The sequence below is a fragment of the Oceanobacillus jeddahensis genome (assembly GCF_000750635.1).
Taxonomy (GTDB): Bacteria; Bacillota; Bacilli; order Bacillales; family Amphibacillaceae; genus Oceanobacillus; species Oceanobacillus jeddahense.
The window spans coordinates 487,375-509,871 of record NZ_CCDM010000002.1 but is presented as its reverse complement, the minus strand read 5'-3'; the positions used below and the strand labels follow the sequence as shown (position 1 = coordinate 509,871).

The following is a 22,497-nucleotide window of genomic DNA, read 5'->3' as shown; positions in this document are numbered from 1 at the left end:
CTTGATTTTTTAGGCTCCATTGGGAATCTTTTTGAACATACACTTTAAAAGAAATGGATGTGATTAAAATGGCAATCACCATTCTAGCTGATAGCGCATGTGACTTATCCGAACATTATTATAACGAATATAATATTGAAATGATACCATTAACTGTTCACCTTCAATCAAAAGACTATCGGGACAGTATTGATATTACTCCAAAAACAGTTTATGATGCCATGCGGGAAGGCGAAGCACCAAAAACATCACAAGCATCTGCGAATCAGTTTAAAGAAATTTTTACTTCTTATGTAGAAGCAGAAAAACCATTGCTTTATATTGCTTTTTCTTCCGAATTGTCAGGAACCTGCCAAGCTGCAAAAATGGTTGAACAAGAAATTAAAGAGGAAAATCCAGAGGCCCAGCTACATATTATTGATTCCAAATGCGCTTCACTAGGACTTGGTCTGGTCGTACTAGAAGCTGCAAAAATGGCCCAGAAAGATGTTCCATTTGATGAAATTATTAAGCAAACTGACAAAAATGCCGCTCAGATGGAACATATATTTACAGTAGATAATTTAGAGTATTTATATCGCGGAGGTCGTGTCAGTAAAACAGCAGCCTTTGTTGGCGGCTTATTAAATATCAAACCTCTCCTGCATGTTGAAGGAGGGAAGCTCATTCCTTTAGAAAAAATTCGCGGGACAAAAAAAGTACTTAAGCGAATGATCGAGGTAATGGGCAAGCGGGGAAACAATTTTCAAAATCAAGTCATTGGAATTAGCCATGGTGATGATTTACCGCGTGCACAAGAGCTATCAAATATGATACAAGACCAGTTTGGTGTTAAAGAAGAGAATATTATCATCGAAATGGTTGGTTCTGTAATTGGTGCGCATTCTGGACCCGGGACCTTAGCTTTATTCTTCTACAATAAATAAAAATATATGCTTCCTTACACGCCCCATAATGAATGCAAAAATAGATTTGACGTCCCAATAGCGTCAAATCTATTTTTTATGAGTACGTCCTCTTTTATTGAAAACGAATTAAGAAATATTTTTTCTTTCCTCTGCGAATGACAGTGAATGCATCTCCTAAACGATCTTCTTCGTCTACTATATAATCCAAATCCTGAACACGTTCTCCATTGATGTAAATAGCCCCATTTTTCACATCTTCTCTTGCTTGCCGTTTGGAAGAAGAAATAGATGCATTCACTAACAGATCAATCAAACCAGCAGGCTCTTTAACCGTATTGTGATTAGGAACATCCTTAAACGCTTGTTCTACCTCATCTACTTTTAATTGTTTGATATCTCCGCTAAATAAAGCCGCAGAAATTCTTTGCGCTTGTTCAAGAGCCGCCTCATCATGTATACTGCGAGTCATTTCTTCAGCCAGACGACGCTGCGCAACACGCTTTTCCGGTTGTGTTTCTACTTCTTTTTCTAATTCTGCAACTTCCTCATTCGACAGGAAAGTAAAGTATTTTATAAAGCGGATGACGTCCCGGTCATCAGCATTAATCCAAAACTGGTAAAATTCATAAGGTGATGTCTTTTCAGCATCTAACCAGATCGCATTTCCAGCAGTTTTTCCAAATTTTGTTCCGTCTGCTGTTGTAATTAAAGGTACGGTTAACCCAAACACTTCAGCAGTTTCCCCTTGGTTCTCTCTAGAACGACGGATAAGCTCAAGTCCTGCTGTAATGTTTCCCCATTGATCACTTCCACCAATCTGCAATGTACAATTTTCTTCTTCGTATAAACGTAAAAAGTCTAAAGATTGCAGAATCATGTAACTGAACTCTGTAAATGTAATACCTTGCGCAAGTCTGGCAGCAACCGAATCTTTGGATAGCATATAATTAATCCCAAAATGTTTTCCTGCTCCACGAAGGAAATCAATAATTGTCATCTGCCCCAGCCAATCATGATTGTTACGGGAAATGACTTGATTATCGCTGGATGTATCATCCATATCTACAATTTTGGCGATTTGCTTTTGAATACTCTCTGTAAAACCAAAAACAACCTCTTCTGTATTTAAGCTGCGTTCACTCGAACGTCCACTCGGATCTCCAATCATACCGGTTCCTCCACCAACTAACGCAATCGGTTTATGACCGGCCCGCTGAAATCTGCGCAACATCGTTAAAGGAACTAAGTGCCCAATATGCAAGCTGTCTGCTGTTGGATCAAATCCACAGTATAATGTGACTTGATTATTTTCAAGATGCTTTTCTAACCCATCTCGATCTGTTACTTGATTCACTAGCCCTCTATTTTCTAAATCCTGTAAAATATTCATAATCCTTCCTCCTGTAAATTAATATTTTCATTTTACCGGCAACTCCAATTGTTAAAAATTCGCTTTTTAAGGGAAAATAAAAAACCCGTCGCCTCTCTGGTCAGAAAGGGACGAGTTGGATTCGCGGTACCACCCTTGTTGCTATTACAATATAGCCACTTAAGGTTTGTTAACGATGTTTTTCACCGTTCTTTTTATTATCAGGGCAAATTGCGGATAATAAAAAGAAAAACTCCAGATTGTAATTCACATGTGAATGTATACTGACTTGCACCATCCGCCAGTTCTCTTAGACAGGGATTCACATTGCTACTTCGATCCTTCAACGTTTCATAAAAAAATAAATGAATATGATAATACTATTCATAGCATAAATAACCTTTTAACGCAAGCCTTTTTCCGTCTCACTACCAAACTGTAATTTCTCTATGTTATAATAAATGTTGAATTAGGAGGTCTAATGTCAATTATGAAAGAAAAACTACAACGTTTTTTTAATACTGTTAAAAACTGGTGGAAAAAAGGATTCATCCAGCAGACATCACGAATAACGTATGACGTTGTCTGGAATATTATCTTATTTGTCATTGTTATAGGCGGTATCGGCGGAATATTTGCCGGCGGAATCGGACTTGGATATTTTGCATCTTTGGTACATGATGAGCCTTTAAGAAGTGAAGCATCGATGGCAGATGATATTTACAATTATTCTGAAACGTCCAGTATTTATTTTGCAAATGATGTCTACTTAGGGGATATTAGAAGTGACTTATATCGTGAAGAAGTAGAACTCGATCATATCTCACCTACACTGCTTGATGCAGTTGTCGCAACGGAGGATGAATATTTTCACGAACATAACGGTGTGGTACCAAAAGCAATTTTAAGGGCGACAGCGCAGGAATTTCTTAATTCTTCTGTCCAAACAGGCGGTAGTACGCTAACGCAGCAGCTTATTAAGAACCAGATTCTTACCGATGAAGTGTCCTTTGATCGAAAGGCGAAAGAAATTCTATTAGCAATGCGACTGGAAAATTATTTTACGAAAGATGAAATTATGGAAGCTTATTTAAATATTATCCCTTATGGCAGAAATGCATCCGGTCGTAATATTGCAGGTATCCAAACCGCCTCCGAGGGCATTTTTGGTGTTGAAGCTTCTGAATTAACGCTTCCACAGGCTGCTTATCTGGCAGGACTCCCGCAAAGTCCGTCCGGATATACACCCTTTACTTCAGCAGGCGAGTTAAAGTCTGAGGAAGAGTTACAGCCAGGTATTAAACGTATGAAAACTGTTTTAAATCGTATGCATGATATGGAATTTATCACGGATGAAGAACTGGAGGAGGCTGTCAATTATGATATTGCCGGTGACTTTACCAATCCCGTCCCTTCTTCCAGAGATAAGTATCCTTATGTTACTTATGAAGTCGAAAAACGCACAAAAGACATTATTCAGGAAATGTTAATGGAAGAAGACGGCGTTAGCGAGGAAGATTTAGAAGAAGATGACGATTTGCGCGCAGAATATATAGAACGTGCAGAAAAAGAGTTGCGGGATGGCGGCTATCAGATTCATACAACAATCAATAAAGATATTTATGATGCCATGCAAGAAGCTGCCCAAGACTATTCTGACTATGGTTATGCCAGAACCTTTACCGCTACAAACAGTGATGGAGAAGAATATGAAGTAACACAGGAAATTCAGACCGGTGCTATTATGGTCGAAAATAATACCGGAAAAATTATTTCTTTTATTGGCGGACGCGGATTCGATGAAGATCATCAGGTGAATTTTGCTACCGATACAAGACGTTCTATCGGTAGTACCATCAAGCCTTTACTCGATTATGCTCCGGCGATGGAAGAAGGCGTCATTCAGCCGGGTACTCCTATTGCAGATTATCCACGGTCCTTTGCGAACGGCAGCTTTGATTTATCAAACTACGGCGGTGGTAATTACGGGCTTGTCTCTGCACGTACAGCGCTTGCTAACTCCTATAATATTCCCGCTGTAGATACGTATATGCAGATTATTGATGATGATCCTGCTGCGGAGTATTTAGAAAAGATGGGCGTCACTTCTTTAACACCAGGAGACCATGTCCAACCAGCTCTTTCAATTGGGGCAACGGACAATGGTATTTCTGTAGAAGAAAATGTCAATGCTTTTTCCACCTTTGGCAATAATGGAAAGTTTGCAGACGCTTATATGATTGATAAAATAACGGATGCAAATGGGGATGTTATTTATGAGCACGAGACAGAACCTGTGGAGGTATTTTCACCCGAAACGACTTACCTGACAGTAGACATGATGCGGGATGTTATTGATAATGGAACAGGTAATTTCGTGAACTCCCAGCTTCAAAACACAAATGTGGACTGGGCAGGAAAAACGGGAACATCTAATGATTATCACGATGCCTGGTTTGTGGCGACAAATCCAAATGTCACATTCGGTACCTGGATTGGATACGAAACACCGGCATCTATTAATCATTCCTACCACCTATCGTATAGTCAGCGAAATATGAAATTATGGGCAGAGGTCATTAATGCTGCCGCACAGGTAGATCCAGTTCTTGTCACACCGGAAACAAATTTTGAACGGCCAGACGGTGTTGTAGAGAGAAGTTATTGTGCTGTATCAGGAATGCTCCCATCTGATTTATGTGAAGATGTAGGGCTTGTTAAAACAGAACTGTTTGATTCCCGTTATGTGCCAACTGAAGAAGACAATAGCTTAATGCGAGGCAGCAGACGCGTTTTAGAATCAGATGACGATGGAAATTCATTTAGCCGAAGCAACGGAATTATGTTTAATCCAGATTGGCTGAAAGAAAACGGTTATGATGAGATGGATGACTTTTCGATGCTCTACCCAAAAACAGAACGTGATAAGTGGCTGAGAATCGGAATACCCGCAAGTATGTCATCATCCAGTTCAGACGACGATGATGATTAAAAAAATATGGCTCATAAGGCTCCACTCTATTAATAGAGTGGAGCCTTTTTAATAAATAACTCAACTTTCGTACCTAAGGATAAGCATATATTTCTTGCTATCTCAGGATGGACATGTTCTCCAGTACCATGCTTGCTTTTGGTTAAGTTAAATATCCATCCATTTCGGAATTGATGATTGTGCATAATTCCACTCCGGCCAACCACTCCGCTCTGATAGGATTCTACAGCGAACGAAAGAAATAACATTTTGATGAGTTGGACGAAATAGCAGCTTTTGCCTGGACAACCAATCATGGCAGCATGGATTTGAAATACAGGGAATAGCTTTCATGCACAGAAAGTAGTCTTGGGTAAACATTTTACCATGCAGCATAAAAAATATGTTCTATCTAATCAAACTTCTATTTGGTGAGTGGTTTTCTACGTATTGAACACCTTACTAGCGGAGGCGGACCGTTTTGACTCCTGTGAGGAAAGCGGAAAGCGTCGTTTAAAAACGTAACAACTGGACCGAAGCAACTGAGATAGAGGAATCACCGTGAGTTTACGAACGGATGATGACTTTCACCCGTGGGCATAAGTGCGACTTTACTTCTGTCTGCGCCTGTCGGCTTGCCAACCAGTAAGTCTTCTTTATCGTAGGGCGCTCTCGGGAAGTTGTCTAGTTTTTGACGCTTGTAGCTGGACAAGGGATCAGCACCATCTGAAGATCCACTTTTGCCAAGTGCTCTTTTTGGCAAAAGTTAGCTGAAGAGCGTGCCCCTAGGCAGACTAAAGTCGCAACGTCCTGGGGTTGGGACTGCGATTACTCGCCCCATCAAAAACCGTTGTACGTCGGAAAGCAAAACGGTCTGTCGCAGCGGTGCTTTACACTTCACCTTCTATTCTTTGTCTAATGAAGTTACTTTTTAAGATGCGGTAGTTGAGTAAATAAAATTAACTCCTGACAATTATCAAAAAACACTAAAAAAACAGTGCTATTTTCTGTATAATGGATGGTAAGAGCATTTTGTATTTCATAAAGGTGGTGGATGGATGAAACACACAAAGGAATTTGATTCAATCCTTTTCGAAACAGATGCAGGAGCACTGACAATTGAAGGTCCTGTTTCACGCTCTCAATTAGAACAGTATCATTTTCATGAAGAACTAACTGCGTTCAGACCTGCTGAGAAACAATTCGAAGCACTTTTAGACATTGCCGAGCTAAAAGAAGCACGAATTATCATTGCACGTACTTCAGATACAGTTATCGGCTATGTTACTTACTTGCATCCTGATCCATTAGAAAGATGGTCCAAATTCGAAATGGAGGATCTTATTGAATTAGGAGCAATTGAAATTATCCGGAAATATCGAGGTGGAGGTGTTGGCTCTACCCTGCTCCGTCAATCCATGAAAGACCCTTACATGGAAAACTATATCGTTATTTCAACAGAATATTATTGGCATTGGGACCTGGATTATAGTCAATTAAGTATCTGGGATTATCGAAAAGTAATGGAAAAAATGATGGCATCAGGCGGCCTTCTTCCAGCTCCAACAGATGAGCCTGAAATTAATTCACATCCAGCTAACTGCTTGATGGTGCGAATTGGAAGTAATGTACCGCAAAAATCAATCGAGTTATTTGATAAATTACGATTTTTAGGTCCAAATCATTATTAAAAGAGATATAACTAAAGGGGGATTCTTTCATGCTAGTTGAAGAATTAATGAATAGAAATATGATAACGCTTCCACCAACTGCAACAATTAATGATGCTTTACAGCTGTTAGAGAAGCATAAAATTAGACATATCACCATTGTTGATGATGATATGCAGGTTCTTGGTATTGTTTCTGATCGTGACGTGAGAGATGCAAGTCCATCTACTTTTCTCGATACAAGTGATTTTCATATTCTTAATAAAGAGATTCAGACCATTATGACAAGCCCTGTCATAACCATACATCCAATGGATTTCGTGGAAGAAATTGCTTACATTTTCTATGATAAAGAAATTGCCTGCTTACCAGTTGTTAGCAGGGACAAACTTGTTGGTGTCGTAACAGAAAAAGATATGCTTTATAAATTGATACAGTTGACCGGAACACATGAACAAAGTTCGCTTATTGAAGTGAAAGTGCCGGACCAGCCGGGAGAATTGCCAAGAGTTGCAAGTATCTTTGGCAATCATAACGTAAATATTGTTTCTGTATTGCTCTATCCTTACAAAGACCCTGAATATAAAATACTTGTATTTCGTGTCAAAACATTAAACCCGATGCCTATTATTAATGATCTTCGTAATGCTGGCTATACATTGCTTTGGCCAAACAATATTATGGAGCCAAAGAAATGACAAAGCAAGCTGGTTTTATTTATACTCCCAATTTTTTAAATTATCAATTCACAGAAGATCACCCTTTTAATCACAAAAGGGTTCTACTTACAAAAGAATTGCTGGAGCGACAATCTACATTAACAACAGGGGATTTCATCATCCCACGTACTGCTACGGATGAAGAGATTGCCCTTTTTCACGATACAACCTATATTGAAGCAGTCAAAAGAGCTGGCAGCGGAGATTTAAAAGAAGATCGGGCACAGGAATATGGTTTAGGGACAGAAGATACACCTATTTTTTCAAATATGCACGAAGCTTCCTCTGGATTAGTAGGCGGAAGTCTTACAGCTGTCGAAAAAATACTAAATGGTGATTATAAAAAAATAACCAATATTGGCGGCGGCTTACATCACGGCTTTCAACGTAAGGCTTCCGGTTTCTGCATTTATAATGATTGTGCAATTGCCATTAAATATTTACGGGAACAAGAAGATTTAAAAGTACTTTATGTAGATACAGATGCACATCACGGGGATGGGGTGCAAGCTGGTTTTTATGATGATCCAAATGTATGCACCTTTTCGATCCATGAAACAGGGCGCTACCTTTTTCCCGGCACAGGAAATGTGAGTGAAAGAGGTATAAAAGAAGGACATGGCTACAGCTTTAATTTACCGATTGATGCATTTACGGAAGATGCGTCTTTCTTAGACTTATACGAGACAGCTTTACGAAAAATTGCTGCATTCTTTAAACCAGATATTATCGTGACTCAAAACGGAGCTGACAGTCATTGTCTTGACCCTTTAACACACCTTTGCGGAACAATGAATATATTTGAAAGAATCCCTTTACTTGCTGCAGAAATTGCTGATGAGTATTGTGATGGAAGATGGCTGGCTGTTGGCGGTGGAGGCTATGATATGTGGCGTGTAGTTCCACGGGCTTGGGGACAGGTATGGAACGTCATGAAAACAGGAGCATACTGTGTAGGCCATCTACCTAAAAAATGGATTGAAAAATGGCAAAAGGAAGCTCCTGTTACCCTACCAGCAAGTTGGCAAGACACAGCGGATATTCAACCAACTATTCCAAGAAGAGCAGAGATCACGGAAAAAAATAAATTATTATTAGAAGATATGTTGAAATACACTGCTATTATTTAATTACTCTACGATGATAAAATTTTCACTCGTCTATTTTTTACTAGCAGGATGTGCTGACTTCGAGGTTTTTCTCATAAAAATTAATTCTTTCTATCATGTAAAAAAGACAAAGCAGATGATCATAACTGCTTTGTCTTTTTTAAAGAAAATATTTTATTTTGTTGAATCTCTAAACTCCATACGATGTGGTAGTACAACGTTTTTCTCTTCTACTTCCTCATCGTTCATATATTTTGTGAGAAGCCGCATACCTACAGCTCCAATATCGTATGTTGGCTGTACGACTGTTGTCAGTTTTGGACGTACCATACTTGCCAGACGGATATTATCAAAACCAAATACCTCTATATCTTCGGGTACAGTTAAACCATTATCCTGTGCACCGTGGATAACCCCTAAGGCAATTTCATCATACATAACAAATACAGAAGCTGGACGATCTTCTAATTTTAAAAATTCCTCCACCGCATCTATACCAGTTGAATACGCATAAGAACCTTTATAAATATAATCTTCATTAGGCTCTATATCAGACTCTTTCAATGCACGCAAATAGCCATTTGTTTTCAATGCATTCACACTTGTATCTGATTCACTACCTACTAAAGCAGGTTGTTTATTTGTTTTCTCAATTAATGACTTTGTCGCTTCATATGCAGCCAGCTCATAATCAATATTAACAGAAGGAATGGTATCTGTAGGGTCGTACGTAGAAGCTAGTACAACTGGAACAGAGCTTGTCTGGAACTGATGGATATGCTCCTCTGTTATATTGCCTCCCATGAATAAAATACCATCTACCTGCTTTTCTAACATGGTATTAATCAATTCCAATTCTTTATCCTTATTTTGGTCTGAGCTGCTTAAAATAATATTATACTTGTACATCGTTGCAATGTCTTCAATTCCACGGGCAAGTTCAGAAAAGAAGATATTCGATATATCTGGAATAATCGCACCAATGGTTGTTGTTTTTTTACTTGCCAATCCACGGGCAACAGCATTTGGACGATACCCTAATTGTTCAATGGTTGCTAATACTTTCTTTCTTGTTGTTGGTTTTACATTTGGATTTCCGTTGACAACACGTGATACGGTTGCCATCGAAACGTTTGCTTCTCTTGCTACATCATAAATTGTAACAGTCATGTTTGTCTACCTCCTAAAAATCAATTTTTCACAGTGTACTAGGCTGTAAAGTCCCCGCCTCATGAATAGATATTACTCATATTTACTAGGCGGCAGACCTAACAGCCCGTAACGGCCCGATTGGTTCCGGCCTACAGGATGTAGGTCATAAAGACGTTGCGACAATTCTTTTTGATGGGGCGAGTAATCGTAACCCAGGACGTCGCATTTTTATTCTTTGTGACCTATTCAGCGGGGATACATCCCACTGAATAAAGTTTTACAATATACAAGAACTAATGCTGCATCTATTTATATATCATACGCCACTATGAAAAAAATTACAAAACTTTCATGAAAACAAAATGAAAATTTTCATAAATACACTATAAATATAACATACCTTTTTATTATTATATCCAAACCTGAAACTTTGAAAACATTCTCACCATTTGTTTTTAGCACTAATCTTGTACACACACCATATTATATAAAAAACTGCCTCAAAAATTATACCATTAATTTTTGAGGCAGTCTTTATTATTTTCCTAAACGATTTTCAACATCTTTAATTTCTTTGAAAAATTGATCGAAAGTCGGAATATCCATTTGCTGAGCTGAGTCAGATAGAGCAACTGCAGGATCCGGATGAACTTCAGCCATAACGCCATCTGCTCCTACCGCAATAGCAGCTTTAGCTGTAGGTAATAGTAAGTCTCTTCTACCTGTTGAGTGTGTTACATCAACAAAAACAGGTAAATGTGTTTCTTGTTTTAAAATAGGTACTGCAGAAATATCTAACGTGTTACGTGTTGCTTTTTCGTATGTACGAATACCACGTTCACACAGCATAATATTTTTATTTCCTCTGGACATGATGTACTCCGCCGCATTGATGAATTCTTGAATCGTTGCTGATAATCCTCGTTTTAATAATACAGGTTTACCAGCATCTCCTGCAGCTTTTAATAGCTCAAAGTTTTGCATATTTCTTGCACCAATCTGAACAACATCAATGTAGTCAACTGCTTGTTCTAAGTCAGCAGGATTTACAATTTCACTGATCACAGCTAAATCATATTCATCTGCTACTTTTTTCAGAATTTCTAAGCCTTCGATTCCAAGTCCTTGGAAATCATATGGGGAAGTTCTCGGTTTAAATGCACCGCCACGAAGTAATTTTAATCCTTTTTCTTTTACGGAAGCAGCTACAGCAGCTACCTGCTCGTATCCTTCAACAGCACAAGGACCAAATACATAGCTGATGTGCCCATTACCGACTTTTTCCCCTTTTAGTTCCACTATTGTATTTTCAGGCTGTTTCTTTCTCGATACTAAGAGTGCTTTACTGTTATCTTCTTCTTGAAGCTCGAGACTTGCTTTAAAAATTTCTTTAAAAATATGTTCAAGTGTTGAATCCTGAAATGGACCACTATTATTATTTTTAATGTTATCCAGCATTTCACGCTCACGTACCGGATCAAAACGTTTAATGCTCTGCTTGGTTTTTAAATCACCAATCTCTTGATTAATGCTCGCCCTGCGATTAATTAACTCTAATATCTCCAGGTTAACCTTGTCCATTTGTTCTCTTAGCTGTTCCATTTCATTACTCATTTTACACTCTCCTCAAATCTCTTAATCTATTTAATCATTTAGAATAATTAGAGCCATTATAGCTAAGTTTCTTCTATTTGTCACCATTTAATTAATGTAAAATTTTAATTCTTAAAGAAAATACGGAAAAATAGAACCGCTCCTTTGTAAATATATCTTGTAATAAGCGCTTAAAAAACTTCCCTCAGCCCTAATCAGCAAAAGTATATGGTATTTTGACGTTCCCACAAGGTCGAAGGGAAATTATTCCAAATTCTTTTGGATCTATCTAAGTTGAAATAAAAATTGTATCCTCTACCATTCGCTAAGGAAAAACACTACGCTTTTCATGGGCTTGTCCTCAGTCTCCACGAAAAAGAAGACCACTTTTTCTGCGGGTCTTCATACTGGGACTGGGGCTGGGGCTGCGATTACTCGCCCCACCGAAGAGCTTTTGCGATTACTCGCCCCATCAAAACCGTCGCTGGTTACAGTGCTTAACCACATAATAAATGATTGATTATGTTAGAGAAAAAATAGATTTAATAATTCAACCTATATATTTGTTGTATTTTAATACTATTCGATCCTGGTAGAAAAAAACATTGATGAGTGAAAGACTCATCAATGTTTTAAGTATTATGATTTTTTATTTGCTTCTTTTTTCACTTCATTGGCTGCTTGTTTTGTTTCTTTTTTTACTTCTGCAGCTTTCTTAGAAACAGTTTCTTCTGTTTCCGCTTTTTTATCTGCAGTCTCTTTTTTTACATCTTCTATTTTATCTGATACTTCATCTTTCAAATCAGATGCTTTATTTTTTGTATCATCCAGTTTATCTTCAGCGGCATCTTTTAAATCTTCTGCTTTATCTTGAGCATCATTTAGTTTGTCTTCTACCGCACCTTTCAAGTCAACTGTCTTCTTCTTCACATTTTCTGTAAGCTCTTGTGATTTATTAGCAACTGTTTTAGATAAATCAGAAGTAGCGTCTACTGCTCTTTTGGTTAAATCAGAAGTTGTAGAATACGCTTTATCCTTTAATTCTACCCCTTTTTCTTGTGCTGTTCCTGCTAATTCTGTTGCACGATTTTTCACTTGAATTGCTCCATCATTAAGGTCACCGCGAAGTTCTTTACCTGATTTTGGTGCAAGCAATAATGCTGTCGCAGCTCCTACAAAACTTCCTACAAGTGTTCCAATAATAAAATCCTTCGTGTTAATTTGATTGTCTGCCATCCTTATAACCTCCTAAGATTTAATTAGACTCCTGTTTCCGCTTATTCCAATACTCAAAGATGGAAGCCCCCCATTTAACTGCTTGAGCAGCCTTTTCCTGATCTTCTTTTGAGTGTTTTGAAATAATATTAGATAATTGCTGTAATGACTTATTAAAGTCCTCTACTGTATCACCTATTCCCCTTGCTCCCTGAATTAAACCATCAAGCTGATTTGATTTTTGAGTTAAATCAGCTACCAGCCCTTTGGAATCTTGGACGACCCCTCTAGCTTCTTCTGTTACGCCGTTTACCTGATGATTAATTCTGACTAAAGATTCCCTAACTTCGTCCATAGTTTTCTTTGTGTTAAAAACTAAAATAACCGTATAAATCATTAATATGAGTAAGGCTATTATGGCAATCGCCAATGCGCTATAGAGGATAACTCCCATAATCTTATATCACTCCTTTGTATCTGTTATCTGTATTCATCAGTACGATTAAATGCATTATAAGGGATAGTATGTACTTTATAAAAGGTTGTCCAAGCAGCCTGGTAACCATGCACGGGTGACTAGAAAAAACGGACCATTACTAGCACAAGATCATAAGAAACGTAATCGAAGTTTCTTTAAATACATCGTTTTTCTTATACTTCCCGATCATGCAAAAAATAGTGCTGTATCTTTTACAAATGAAAAACATTACTGTTTCTCATTTGTAAACACGTTAGTTATTCTATTTCATACCAGGTGGAGAACGCATCATAGTTTATTCTTACCCTTCCTTTTCTAAGAATAAACTACATTTTCCCTTAAAAGATTTAATCCATATTTCTATTGTATCTTATTTTTCCGTTAAAATACAATATCAAGCTGATTACTATATTTAACAATAATATTTCATATAAATGTTTTCTCTATAATAAAAAAGCAGTGAGCTTTTTCACTGCTTTTTTATTCGCTTAGGCAAGCGTTTCTTCATAGGATTTCTGGAATTTTTGAATATCTCCTGCACCCATGAAAATTAACACACTGTCTTTATATTCTTGTAATACATTGGTATGCTCCAGATCTAAAATATCACTTTCTGGAATCAAGTTTTGCAGGTCTTCAATGGTTAATTGACCTGACTTTTCCCGGGCTGATCCAAAAATATCACATAAATACACTTTATCTGCTTGATTTAAACTATCTGCAAATTCTTGTAAAAATGTTTTTGTACGCGTAAATGTATGTGGTTGAAAAATAGCAACCACTTCCTTATTTGGATACTTTTTACGTGCTGATTCAATCGTTACCGCGATCTCCTTAGGGTGATGTGCATAATCATCCACGATTACCTGAGAACCGATTGTCTTCTCTGTAAAGCGGCGCTTAACTCCTTTAAAAGAGCTTAATTCCTTCATAAATTCAACCGGAATACCTTCATAGTGACAAATTGCAATAACTGCCAGTGAATTTAAAATCGTATGGTTTCCAAATGTCGGAATGAAGAAATGCTCATAGAACGTGCTTCGGACATATACATCAAACTCTGTCCCCTGTTCTGTTTCTACCACATTTTTTGCTTGAAAATCATTTGATTCATTAAATCCATAATAAATGATTGGAACTTTTGTGTGTATGCCTTGGAGCTGTTCATCATCTCCACAAGCAACGATTCCTTTTTTCACACGATCAGACATGGATTGGAAAGCATCCACAACATCATCCAAGCTTGTAAAATAATCAGGATGATCAAAATCAATATTTGTCATAATCGCGTAATCCGGCTCATAACTTAAGAAGTGTCTGCGATATTCACATGCTTCAAACGCAAAATATTTACTGTCAACATGTCCACGTCCTGTACCGTCACCAATTAAATAAGAGATTGGATAAGCACTTTCTAAAACATGCGACAATAATCCAGTGGTTGTGGTTTTCCCATGAGCGCCTGTAACAGCAATACTCGTATACTGTTTTAACCATTCCCCTAAAAATTCATGATACCAATAAAATTTACACCCTAGTTCTTTCGCTTGTTTTATTTCAACATGCTCTTCAGAAAAAGCATTTCCTGCTATAATCGTATAATCTGATTGAATATTATCTTTTGAAAAAGACAGAATAGGAATATTTTTTTCTTCTAAAGCCATCTGTGTAAAGATACGACTGTCAATATCTGACCCCTGCACCTTCTCACCTGAATCATGAAGAATTTGTGCTAATGCACTCATTCCTGTCCCTTTAATACCTATAAAATGGTAAGTTGTCATAAAACGAACCTCCAACGTTTTTTCATCTATTCTTTTTTGTCATTTATTCTATAACCATCCGCGTTGCGTCAAGGATACATAAGCACAAACCCGTTCAGTGGATTATAACAAATAAATAACTTATTTTAAAGCAAAATTTTTTCAAAGTTTTTGTAAGTAATTTCAAACATCGAAGCGTTATTTAGAAAAACTCGCATTCACTCGTTTTTTACTAACACAAGATTGTGCTGGCTTCAGCTAAGTTTCACATGGTGCAGGAAACTTAGTCGACGTTTCTTTAAATTGATTGTTTTCTTATACTTTTTTAACGTACATAAAGAAATATCCTTTTCCGCACAAATTTGATTCAAAGTCTATATCTCATTCTATACAGATAATGTGTCATATGTGCTTTTGCCTTAAATTTTCTTTCCTTCTCAGAAAGCTCCCTTTATATTTTAGTAACTTTCAGGAATTATAGCAACTTTTTTTGCTATTATTATTTTTTCACCATAAAATGAGAGACAGTTTACATACTGTCTCTCTGCGCTCTTGTAATCAAGACCTCCCGCGCACGGCTGCCATTTTGTCCTGAAATAATGCCTCTTTGCTCCAGCGAATCAATTAATCTCGCTGCACGGTTATAGCCTATTTTAAAATGTCTCTGTAGGGAAGAGGTACTTGCACTATTTTGATCTAATACAAATTCAATCGCATCTTCTAAGAGGTCATCTTCCTCTTCGTCTATTTGTACTTGCTCTAACAGATCTTCCTGTTCAAATAGATATTGTGGTTCTGCCATTGTTTTTGCATAATTTGCAACACGCTCAATTTCTTCATCAGACACAAAAGGACCTTGTAAACGAACACTTTTCCCAGCTCCATTTTCGATAAGGAGCATATCTCCTTTACCAAGTAATTTTTCTGCACCACTGGAATCAATAATTGTTCGTGAATCAACTTGAGAAGATACACTAAAAGCAATTCTTGTAGGAATATTTGCTTTAATGAGACCTGTTATAACATCCACAGATGGACGCTGCGTTGCAAGTAGTAGGTGAATGCCACATGCTCTTGCTTTTTGGGCAATTCTACTAATAGCATCTTCCACATCTTGCGGAGACATCATCATCAAATCGGCTAACTCATCAATAACAATAACGATATATGGCATTTTTTGATCTGCTTTTCCTTCACGCAGCATTTTTTGATTGTATCTGCCTATATCCCTAACACCTTCATTTACAAAACGGTCATAACGGTCCTCCATCTCTGCTACAGCCCATTTAAGACTTTGGGTGGCAGCTTTCACATCTGTAATAACAGGGGAAACAAGATGTGGAATACCGTTGTATGGAGCAAGTTCAACCATTTTAGGATCAATTAAAAGTATCCTTACGTCCTCATGACTGGCATTGTAAATTAAGCTAACCAAAATTGTATTAATACAGACACTCTTACCAGAGCCGGTAGCCCCGGCAATCAAACCATGTGGCATTTTATTAATATCAATTACTTTAGGCATTCCTTCAATAGTCAGTCCTAGAGCTACACTTAAAGGAGAATTGCTGTCTTTAAAATCATCAGATTCAATAATTCGTTGAATCCCTACCATTTCTGGATGCAGGTTAGGTACTTCAATCCCAACTGTATTTTTACCTGGAATAGGGGCTTCAATACGAATATCCTTTGCTGACATATTTAATTTTAAATCATCGGCTAAGTTTTTTATCTTACTAACCTTAACTCCCATCTCCGGCTGCACTTCAAAGCGTGTTACAGATGGGCCTTGTGTTGCTTTCACTACTTTTGCCTTTACTTGGAAATGCTTCAATGTTTCCTCTAGTAAATCTTGTTGTTCCTGCAGCCATTCTTCATCCTCTTCTGTCGACTTGACTGCTGGATCATTTAGCAAGTGTAAAGGTACATCTCTTATTTCTGATTCATTCAATGTTTCCGAAGTATTTGCAGTCAATATTTCTGTTTCTTCATTTTCAACATGTGTTTCACTTATTCTTTCTTCCGCTTTACGCTGCTCGTCTTCACGTCTTTCATGTGCTTGTTGCAATCGCTGGAAAGTCTCCGCCCTTTTTCTCTGCTCCTGTAAATTTTTCTTATCCCGCGGAGTCATCATTACATTAAAAGCAGTTGCGGCAGTACTTTTCTTACTATTGTCTTGGTTTTGATCTTTAGTCGTTGTATGAATAGGATTTCTTTTTTTTGAAACATCATTCGTTTCTATTTCTTCTGCTGGTTCTGATGCTGTTTGTTGGACCGTGTTTTCTTCCGTTTCCAGTTCTTCTACAGTACTGCTGATCTCTTGCTGCGCTTCTTCTGTTTGTTCAAGCAGCACATCTTCTGAAGAAGTATCCTCTTGATTAACGAAAGGATTCTCTGTTTCCAACAAATCAGTATCGTTACTCTCAGAGTCAATCTCTGGATCATCTACTGGTAATTGTTCTTCTTCATTTAACAGGGATTCAGAATAAAAAGCCGTCTCTTCTAAACTGCTTGCTGCTTCATCATCTTTTTGAAGTTTTGATTCCTTCCTCTGATACGCTGGTATTTCATGAATTGTTTTAGACTCTCTCGGTTGAAAACCATAGATTGGAGAAGGTACCTCTGTTGGCTGAAAAGGAACATCTGGATTTTTTTTATATACTTTTCTGCCTGGATTGTTATCCTCTTGTGATCTAGTACGTGTACTTTGCGAATGACGCGTACTCGATAAAGTTTCTTTTCTGTTTTGACCTGGTAACGGGCGATGCTTTTCTGGCTTTTGGTCAGCAGTTGTTTCTTTTCGTTCGCTATTTTCTCTATTTGTTCTTCTTTCTCTTCTCTCTCTTCTTTCCCGTACAATATCTTGATTTCTTCTTTCGTAACTAGGTTGCTTATCAAGGCTTGTTTCTTTTTTTTGATCAACAGTATCTGGAATTACCGGAAACTTAAATGTTCGCCCGGAAGGATAATGGTATGTCATTTTTGTTTGTAAATTTGGTTGTTTTTCAGAATTTTCCTGTTCAACCTCAACGAATTCTTCTACTTCTATCTCCACTTCTTTTGTAAATATGTTTTTGAGCCGTTCTTTCCATTGCTCCCACCACATATGCATTCACTCATTTCCTTAATTGTTCATACTGTCATTTTACCAGTTTTTAATGTTCATTAACATTATTCCTGTATTAAAATTTAATCACGTTCTTGCTGTTTTTGAAACATATAGCACAGTAAGCTTTTTACAGACACAAGGATTTGTTGACTTTGCCGTTCCCAAAAAACAGTGGTCAGCTTCATCAAATTTTCTTTGAATCTACCTTTATTTTTCCTTCCGTGTAAAAAATCCCCTGCTCACACAAGGGATTTGTAAATTAAAATGTAAATTCTTCACCAATTTGATACGTGTCCTCTAATACGTAAATACCTTTTTCTTTCGGTGCATCAGGCAAGCCTAATTCTTTTTGAGAACAAACCATTCCATTAGAAGGCACACCTCTTAATTCAGATGCTTTTATTTTCATTCCAGATGGCATTGTTGCGCCTACTTTTGCTATAACGACCTTTTGACCTTCGTCAATGTTTGGAGCGCCGCAAACGATTTGCAAGGTTTCTTCTCCAACATCAATTTGACATACACTTAATTTATCCGCATTTTCATGGGCTTGCTTTGACTTTACAAATCCTACTACAAATTTCGGACTCAAATCAAATTCAAGGGGGTCATTTATTCCTTTCTTCTGGAACAGGGTACGGATTCCAGCTAACAATTCTTCTGTTAAAGGGATTGCACCGTTTTTTTCATCTAAATGAAAATATTGAGAAGCATGAAAAATATTATAACCAAGCACTTCTCCATCTGTTGACGTTATTTTTGTAATATCATCATGGTTTTCTTCCTTTAATTCATAGCGGTTTCCTTCTTTAATCGGGAGGATCAATACATCTCCAATTCCTTGACGGTTATAAAAAACATCCATCTTTTTCACTCCTAGTTATTCTCAGGTCTATTTTTGGCTAATATAAATACCGGTTCTAATTTTTTATTTTCATAAACAAATGGTAACGAAGTAATCGGGATTCTTCCATCCGCAAAAAACTTCATCGTCATTTGCGCTAAAATATCATACCCTGCTTTATTTTGAATGTCCCCTAAAATAAGAACATCCTGATGCGGAACAGCAACCGTTAATTCTCCTTTTGCATTGGCAAGCATTTCTTCTAAAAAGGCTTCATTTAGAATCCGGCTTGCATCATAGCCATCTTGTGTTGCCAAGAAATAAAAGTCATTTCCTGCAACCTGATCCATTTTAGGCTCGTAGGTCAAGGAGCGGATATTAAATGTTGCTATTTCATCCAGTCTTTCCTTAGACCAGCCTTCTTCTTCCAATAATTCATCATCAATTAAACGGTAAGATTTTCCTAAATCAAGTGCATAAAAAACACGTGTTTCCGCAGTATGATCTTTATAAATCAGTTTTTTTCCAGCTTTGGTTTCCGTTGGGAAGGAAGGAGAGCGTAAAACTGGGAAAATTTGTTTCTCCATTCCTTTTAAATGCTGCGTCTGATTCATGATTTTCAATGCTTCGTTCACATGTTCCACGATTTCATCGACAGCTTCTTTCCCCCGATCATTATATTTTGCAATTAAATTAGGCAAGGAAACCGACATACCTTCTTTCGATTCCTTCCATTCAATTCGTACAGCATCATCATCACGCTTGTACACCACGCGATAATCGGGATTCTTCAGCTCATCCTCCAGCAGGCGCTTCATCTTGATGCTTGTCATTTTTGCCATACAGATGCCTCCTTACCTATTTAGCAAGCCCGTCTAAAAAGGATTCGATTTCTTCCTGTGTTTTCCGGTCTTTGCTTACAAATCTGCCCAGCTCTTCTCCATTTTCAAATGCCAAAAAGCTTGGGATGCCATAGATATCATATTCCTGACATAGTTCAATAAAATTGTCCCGATTTACTTCAACAAATTCAAATTGTGTATATTTCTCTTCAATTTCAGGCAATACCGGTTCAATCACACGACAATCCGGGCACCAGCCGGCAGTAAATAAAAAGACAACCGGACCTTCCTGAATATAGGAATTAAATTCTTCTGTGCTTTGTAATTCTTTCATTTTCATACATCCTTTCTATTCCTCTATCATAGCGTGCTGTGTATTTTCTTTCAATTATGTTACCTTGTCTGCATCCTGGGATATCCTATAATTAAATAACTCAACTATCGCACCTAAGAATAAGCATATATATCTTGCTATTTTAGGATGAACATGTTCTCCATTACCATGCTTGCTTTTTGGTTACATATCTGACCTTTTGGGAATTGGTGATTGTGCATAGCTCCGCTCCGGCCAACCACTCCGCTTTCCATGGGGACGGCTTCAGCTAACTTGAAAAGAAAACCGCTTTTCAAGTTAGCTGAAGAGCGTGCCCCTAGGCAGACTAAAGTCGCAACGTCCTGGGGTTGCGATTACTCACCCCATCGAAAAGAGTTGTTGCAACGTCTGCACTAGTACGTCCTGGGACTGGGGCTGGGACTGCGATTACTCGTCCCATCGAAAACCATTGCGATTACTCGCCCCATCAAAACCGTTGTACGTCGGAAAGCAAAACGGTCTGCCGCAGCGGTGCTTTACACTTCACCTTCTATTCTTTGTCAAGGAAGTTATCAAAGGAACGATCAACTCCTGTTTCTATGGAAATAAAGTTTCTTTTTTTAGGTGTGAAAGTTGAGTAACGAACATATGCAACAATCAAATAACTTAACAAGATAAAGAAAAACATTTACTATAAAGATAACATTGATTGGGAGGGATTGGAATGAATTTAACTGTTTATTTAGCTGGACAAATTCATGATAATTGGAGAGAAGAGGTAAAAAAGCTTGCTGAAGAAAAAGAACTGCCGCTGACATTTGTTTCTCCGCAAACAAATCATGATCGTTCCGACGATATTGGTGAAGCGATTTTAGGAAAACAGCCTGGAAATTTTTATCGCGATGATGCTGCTTCCAGTGTCAATAACTTTCGGACACAGGTATTGATGCAGAAATCAGATATTGTAATTGCTTTATTTGGTGAAGAATATAAACAATGGAACACAGCCATGGACGCCAGCACAGCCATAGCTTTAGGAAAACCGACGATTATTATTCGTCCCGAAAAATTAATTCATCCGTTAAAAGAACTTTCCAACAAGGCAAATATTACCGTGGAATCCGTAGAGCAAGCATTGGATGTTATTGCGTATATCTACGAATAATGATTTTCAAGAAACTGCCGTCAAATGCAACTTGTGCTTTTGGCGGCAGTTTCTCTTTCTAGGTTGGATTGATTCTTTTAAGATCATAAATTCTTCTTCCACAAACAAAAAATTCCGAAAACAATATCGACATTATCAATTGCTTTGTCATTGATTGTTTCACTTCAATTTTTTGTTTTGTTTGTATTGGAGAGCTAGTTTATGTGCCTCCTCTTTGGAAAGATGGTAAAAATTTGATTTCTGTGATTCATTTGTCTGTTGAACAGTTTGTATTGAGCTAGCGCGTTGTTCCATGTCATAGTTAAAATACCGTATATTATCCCATATTTCTTTTTCTAGTGAATTATCTCCAGGTAAAGAAAGTGGAAACCACGTACCATGGGGTTCTAAATATATATTACTTACACTATATTTCCCATTTGCTTTACTAACTCTTTTAACTTTATACCCTTTCCCTCCTTTAAATTGAATCACATCTCCCACATTAATAACATTGAACTTATTTTTTGGTTTTAAATCATTCTTTAAGAATTTAAATATTTTGTTCACCAAAAATCCCCTTTAATGAATAAAATTATATCATTTAGAAAAACTTGTATGACCATAAACACATTTAAAATTATCTATTCTTAATAACACTTTGAAACTTTAAACGACATAATTCGTGATTGATAATGAACCCACACTAGGCGAGCCTAAGATTTTTTATTGTACAAGAAGTTGTTGCACAACCAGGTACCCGATTGTGCAACAGACTGTTATTTATGATTAAAATTCGCAAATTCATATTGACCTTTTAAAAGTTGGACAACATGGGTAAACATATCTTCTCTGGTTATACAATTATTCGTAAAAATACCAATTGCGCCTTCATGACTACGTACGTTTTCCTTCTTGGTATATGCGTCCATTACCGTACTTAATTCGCCAGTTATTTTAAGTTCTTCTTCAATTTCTTTGGGAAGGGCAATTCTTGCTCCACTGGCCGTGTACAGCTTCCCATCTCCAGTTACCAGTGCGCCCCAGTTACAGAGGAATAATGTTTCGTCCACATACATTACTCCTCCTTCCAACCCAATTCCAATAGTCCCCGAACTACTTGCTGCACATGCTTTTGCACGATTTACTGCACCCATACGCGTTTCCTCATCCGAGAAAGGCTGAATAGATACGTTAGATGGCACGTCAAGTGAATTCACTTCAGATGTTTGAAAAATATTTCTAACCGCTTGTACTTTGGTTGGATTTTTCGATCCGATAATAACCGTTTTTTGCAT

At 37.5% G+C, this 22,497-nt stretch carries 19 protein-coding genes and 1 other annotated feature; of the genes, 6 read left to right on the top strand and 13 right to left on the bottom strand.

Going from position 1 to position 22,497, the window contains the following annotated elements:
- Positions 1-68 precede the first annotated feature (68 nt).
- A complete protein-coding gene (locus BN986_RS10175) occupies positions 69-926 on the top strand; it encodes a DegV family protein (protein ID WP_040979678.1) in 858 nt (285 codons plus the stop codon).
- A 94-nt stretch (positions 927-1,020) separates the two neighbouring features.
- Here BN986_RS10175 and tyrS read toward each other — a convergent pair whose 3' ends face one another.
- Complete coding sequence (gene tyrS, locus BN986_RS10170; RefSeq protein ID WP_040979677.1) at positions 1,021-2,298, bottom strand: tyrosine--tRNA ligase; 1,278 nt, start codon at positions 2,296-2,298, stop codon at positions 1,021-1,023.
- Between the two features lie 103 nt (positions 2,299-2,401).
- Positions 2,402-2,633 (bottom strand) — a binding site (T-box leader).
- Between the two features lie 134 nt (positions 2,634-2,767).
- Between tyrS and BN986_RS10165 the strand changes: the two genes are divergently transcribed.
- The gene (locus BN986_RS10165) at positions 2,768-5,269 is read left to right on the top strand and encodes a transglycosylase domain-containing protein (RefSeq protein WP_148417102.1); all 2,502 of its coding nucleotides are present in this window, start codon (positions 2,768-2,770) and stop codon (positions 5,267-5,269) included.
- Between the two features lie 29 nt (positions 5,270-5,298).
- On the opposite strand, the gene BN986_RS26980 is transcribed toward BN986_RS10165, so the two are convergent.
- Positions 5,299-5,517 (bottom strand): hypothetical protein, encoded by a 219-nt coding sequence (locus BN986_RS26980; protein WP_148417101.1) that lies wholly within the window; start codon positions 5,515-5,517, stop codon positions 5,299-5,301.
- A gap of 789 nt (positions 5,518-6,306) precedes the next feature.
- Here BN986_RS26980 and BN986_RS10160 point away from each other — a divergent pair.
- Genes BN986_RS10160 through BN986_RS10150 form a run of 3 tightly spaced genes read left to right on the top strand, consistent with a single transcriptional unit; the run spans position 6,307 to position 8,767 of the window.
- The gene (locus BN986_RS10160; RefSeq protein ID WP_040979676.1) at positions 6,307-6,939 is read left to right on the top strand and encodes a GNAT family N-acetyltransferase; all 633 of its coding nucleotides are present in this window, start codon (positions 6,307-6,309) and stop codon (positions 6,937-6,939) included.
- Positions 6,940-6,968: 29 nt separating this feature from the next.
- A complete protein-coding gene (locus BN986_RS10155; protein WP_040979675.1) occupies positions 6,969-7,616 on the top strand; it encodes an acetoin utilization AcuB family protein in 648 nt (215 codons plus the stop codon).
- A complete protein-coding gene (locus tag BN986_RS10150) occupies positions 7,613-8,767 on the top strand; it encodes an acetoin utilization protein AcuC (RefSeq protein ID WP_040979674.1) in 1,155 nt (384 codons plus the stop codon). The genes BN986_RS10155 and BN986_RS10150 overlap by 4 nt, the downstream gene beginning before the upstream one ends.
- 153 nt (positions 8,768-8,920) lie before the next feature.
- Here the strand turns inward: BN986_RS10150 and ccpA are convergent, their stop codons facing one another.
- The 9 genes from ccpA to BN986_RS10105 form a co-directional block, all read right to left on the bottom strand.
- Positions 8,921-9,916: a catabolite control protein A gene (ccpA, locus tag BN986_RS10145; RefSeq protein WP_040979673.1), complete on the bottom strand. Its 996-nt coding sequence runs from the start codon at positions 9,914-9,916 to the stop codon at positions 8,921-8,923.
- Between the two features lie 519 nt (positions 9,917-10,435).
- Complete coding sequence (locus BN986_RS10140; RefSeq protein ID WP_040979672.1) at positions 10,436-11,512, bottom strand: bifunctional 3-deoxy-7-phosphoheptulonate synthase/chorismate mutase; 1,077 nt, start codon at positions 11,510-11,512, stop codon at positions 10,436-10,438.
- A gap of 618 nt (positions 11,513-12,130) precedes the next feature.
- Positions 12,131-12,727 (bottom strand): YtxH domain-containing protein, encoded by a 597-nt coding sequence (locus tag BN986_RS10135; RefSeq protein ID WP_040979671.1) that lies wholly within the window; start codon positions 12,725-12,727, stop codon positions 12,131-12,133.
- Positions 12,728-12,746: 19 nt separating this feature from the next.
- Positions 12,747-13,160 (bottom strand): DUF948 domain-containing protein, encoded by a 414-nt coding sequence (locus tag BN986_RS10130; RefSeq protein WP_040979670.1) that lies wholly within the window; start codon positions 13,158-13,160, stop codon positions 12,747-12,749.
- 512 nt (positions 13,161-13,672) lie between these two features.
- Complete coding sequence (gene murC, locus BN986_RS10125; RefSeq protein ID WP_040979669.1) at positions 13,673-14,968, bottom strand: UDP-N-acetylmuramate--L-alanine ligase; 1,296 nt, start codon at positions 14,966-14,968, stop codon at positions 13,673-13,675.
- A gap of 508 nt (positions 14,969-15,476) precedes the next feature.
- Positions 15,477-18,059, bottom strand: a complete 2,583-nt coding sequence (locus BN986_RS10120; protein ID WP_244444987.1) for a DNA translocase FtsK — start codon at positions 18,057-18,059, stop codon at positions 15,477-15,479.
- Positions 18,060-18,315: 256 nt separating this feature from the next.
- Positions 18,316-18,921 (bottom strand): YtpR family tRNA-binding protein, encoded by a 606-nt coding sequence (gene ytpR, locus BN986_RS10115; RefSeq protein WP_040979668.1) that lies wholly within the window; start codon positions 18,919-18,921, stop codon positions 18,316-18,318.
- Positions 18,922-18,932: 11 nt separating this feature from the next.
- Positions 18,933-19,742, bottom strand: a complete 810-nt coding sequence (locus BN986_RS10110; protein ID WP_040979667.1) for a DUF1444 domain-containing protein — start codon at positions 19,740-19,742, stop codon at positions 18,933-18,935.
- 16 nt (positions 19,743-19,758) lie between these two features.
- Positions 19,759-20,076: a thioredoxin family protein gene (locus BN986_RS10105; RefSeq protein WP_040979666.1), complete on the bottom strand. Its 318-nt coding sequence runs from the start codon at positions 20,074-20,076 to the stop codon at positions 19,759-19,761.
- 703 nt (positions 20,077-20,779) lie between these two features.
- Here BN986_RS10105 and BN986_RS10100 point away from each other — a divergent pair.
- Entirely contained in the window at positions 20,780-21,220 is a 441-nt protein-coding gene (locus BN986_RS10100) for a YtoQ family protein (protein WP_040979665.1), read from the top strand.
- 159 nt (positions 21,221-21,379) lie between these two features.
- Here BN986_RS10100 and BN986_RS10095 read toward each other — a convergent pair whose 3' ends face one another.
- Both BN986_RS10095 and BN986_RS10090 read right to left on the bottom strand, forming a co-directional pair.
- The gene (locus BN986_RS10095; protein WP_040979664.1) at positions 21,380-21,769 is read right to left on the bottom strand and encodes a hypothetical protein; all 390 of its coding nucleotides are present in this window, start codon (positions 21,767-21,769) and stop codon (positions 21,380-21,382) included.
- 209 nt (positions 21,770-21,978) lie between these two features.
- Positions 21,979-22,497, bottom strand: coding sequence for a DUF84 family protein (locus BN986_RS10090; RefSeq protein ID WP_040980810.1), 519 nt, complete (start codon positions 22,495-22,497; stop codon positions 21,979-21,981).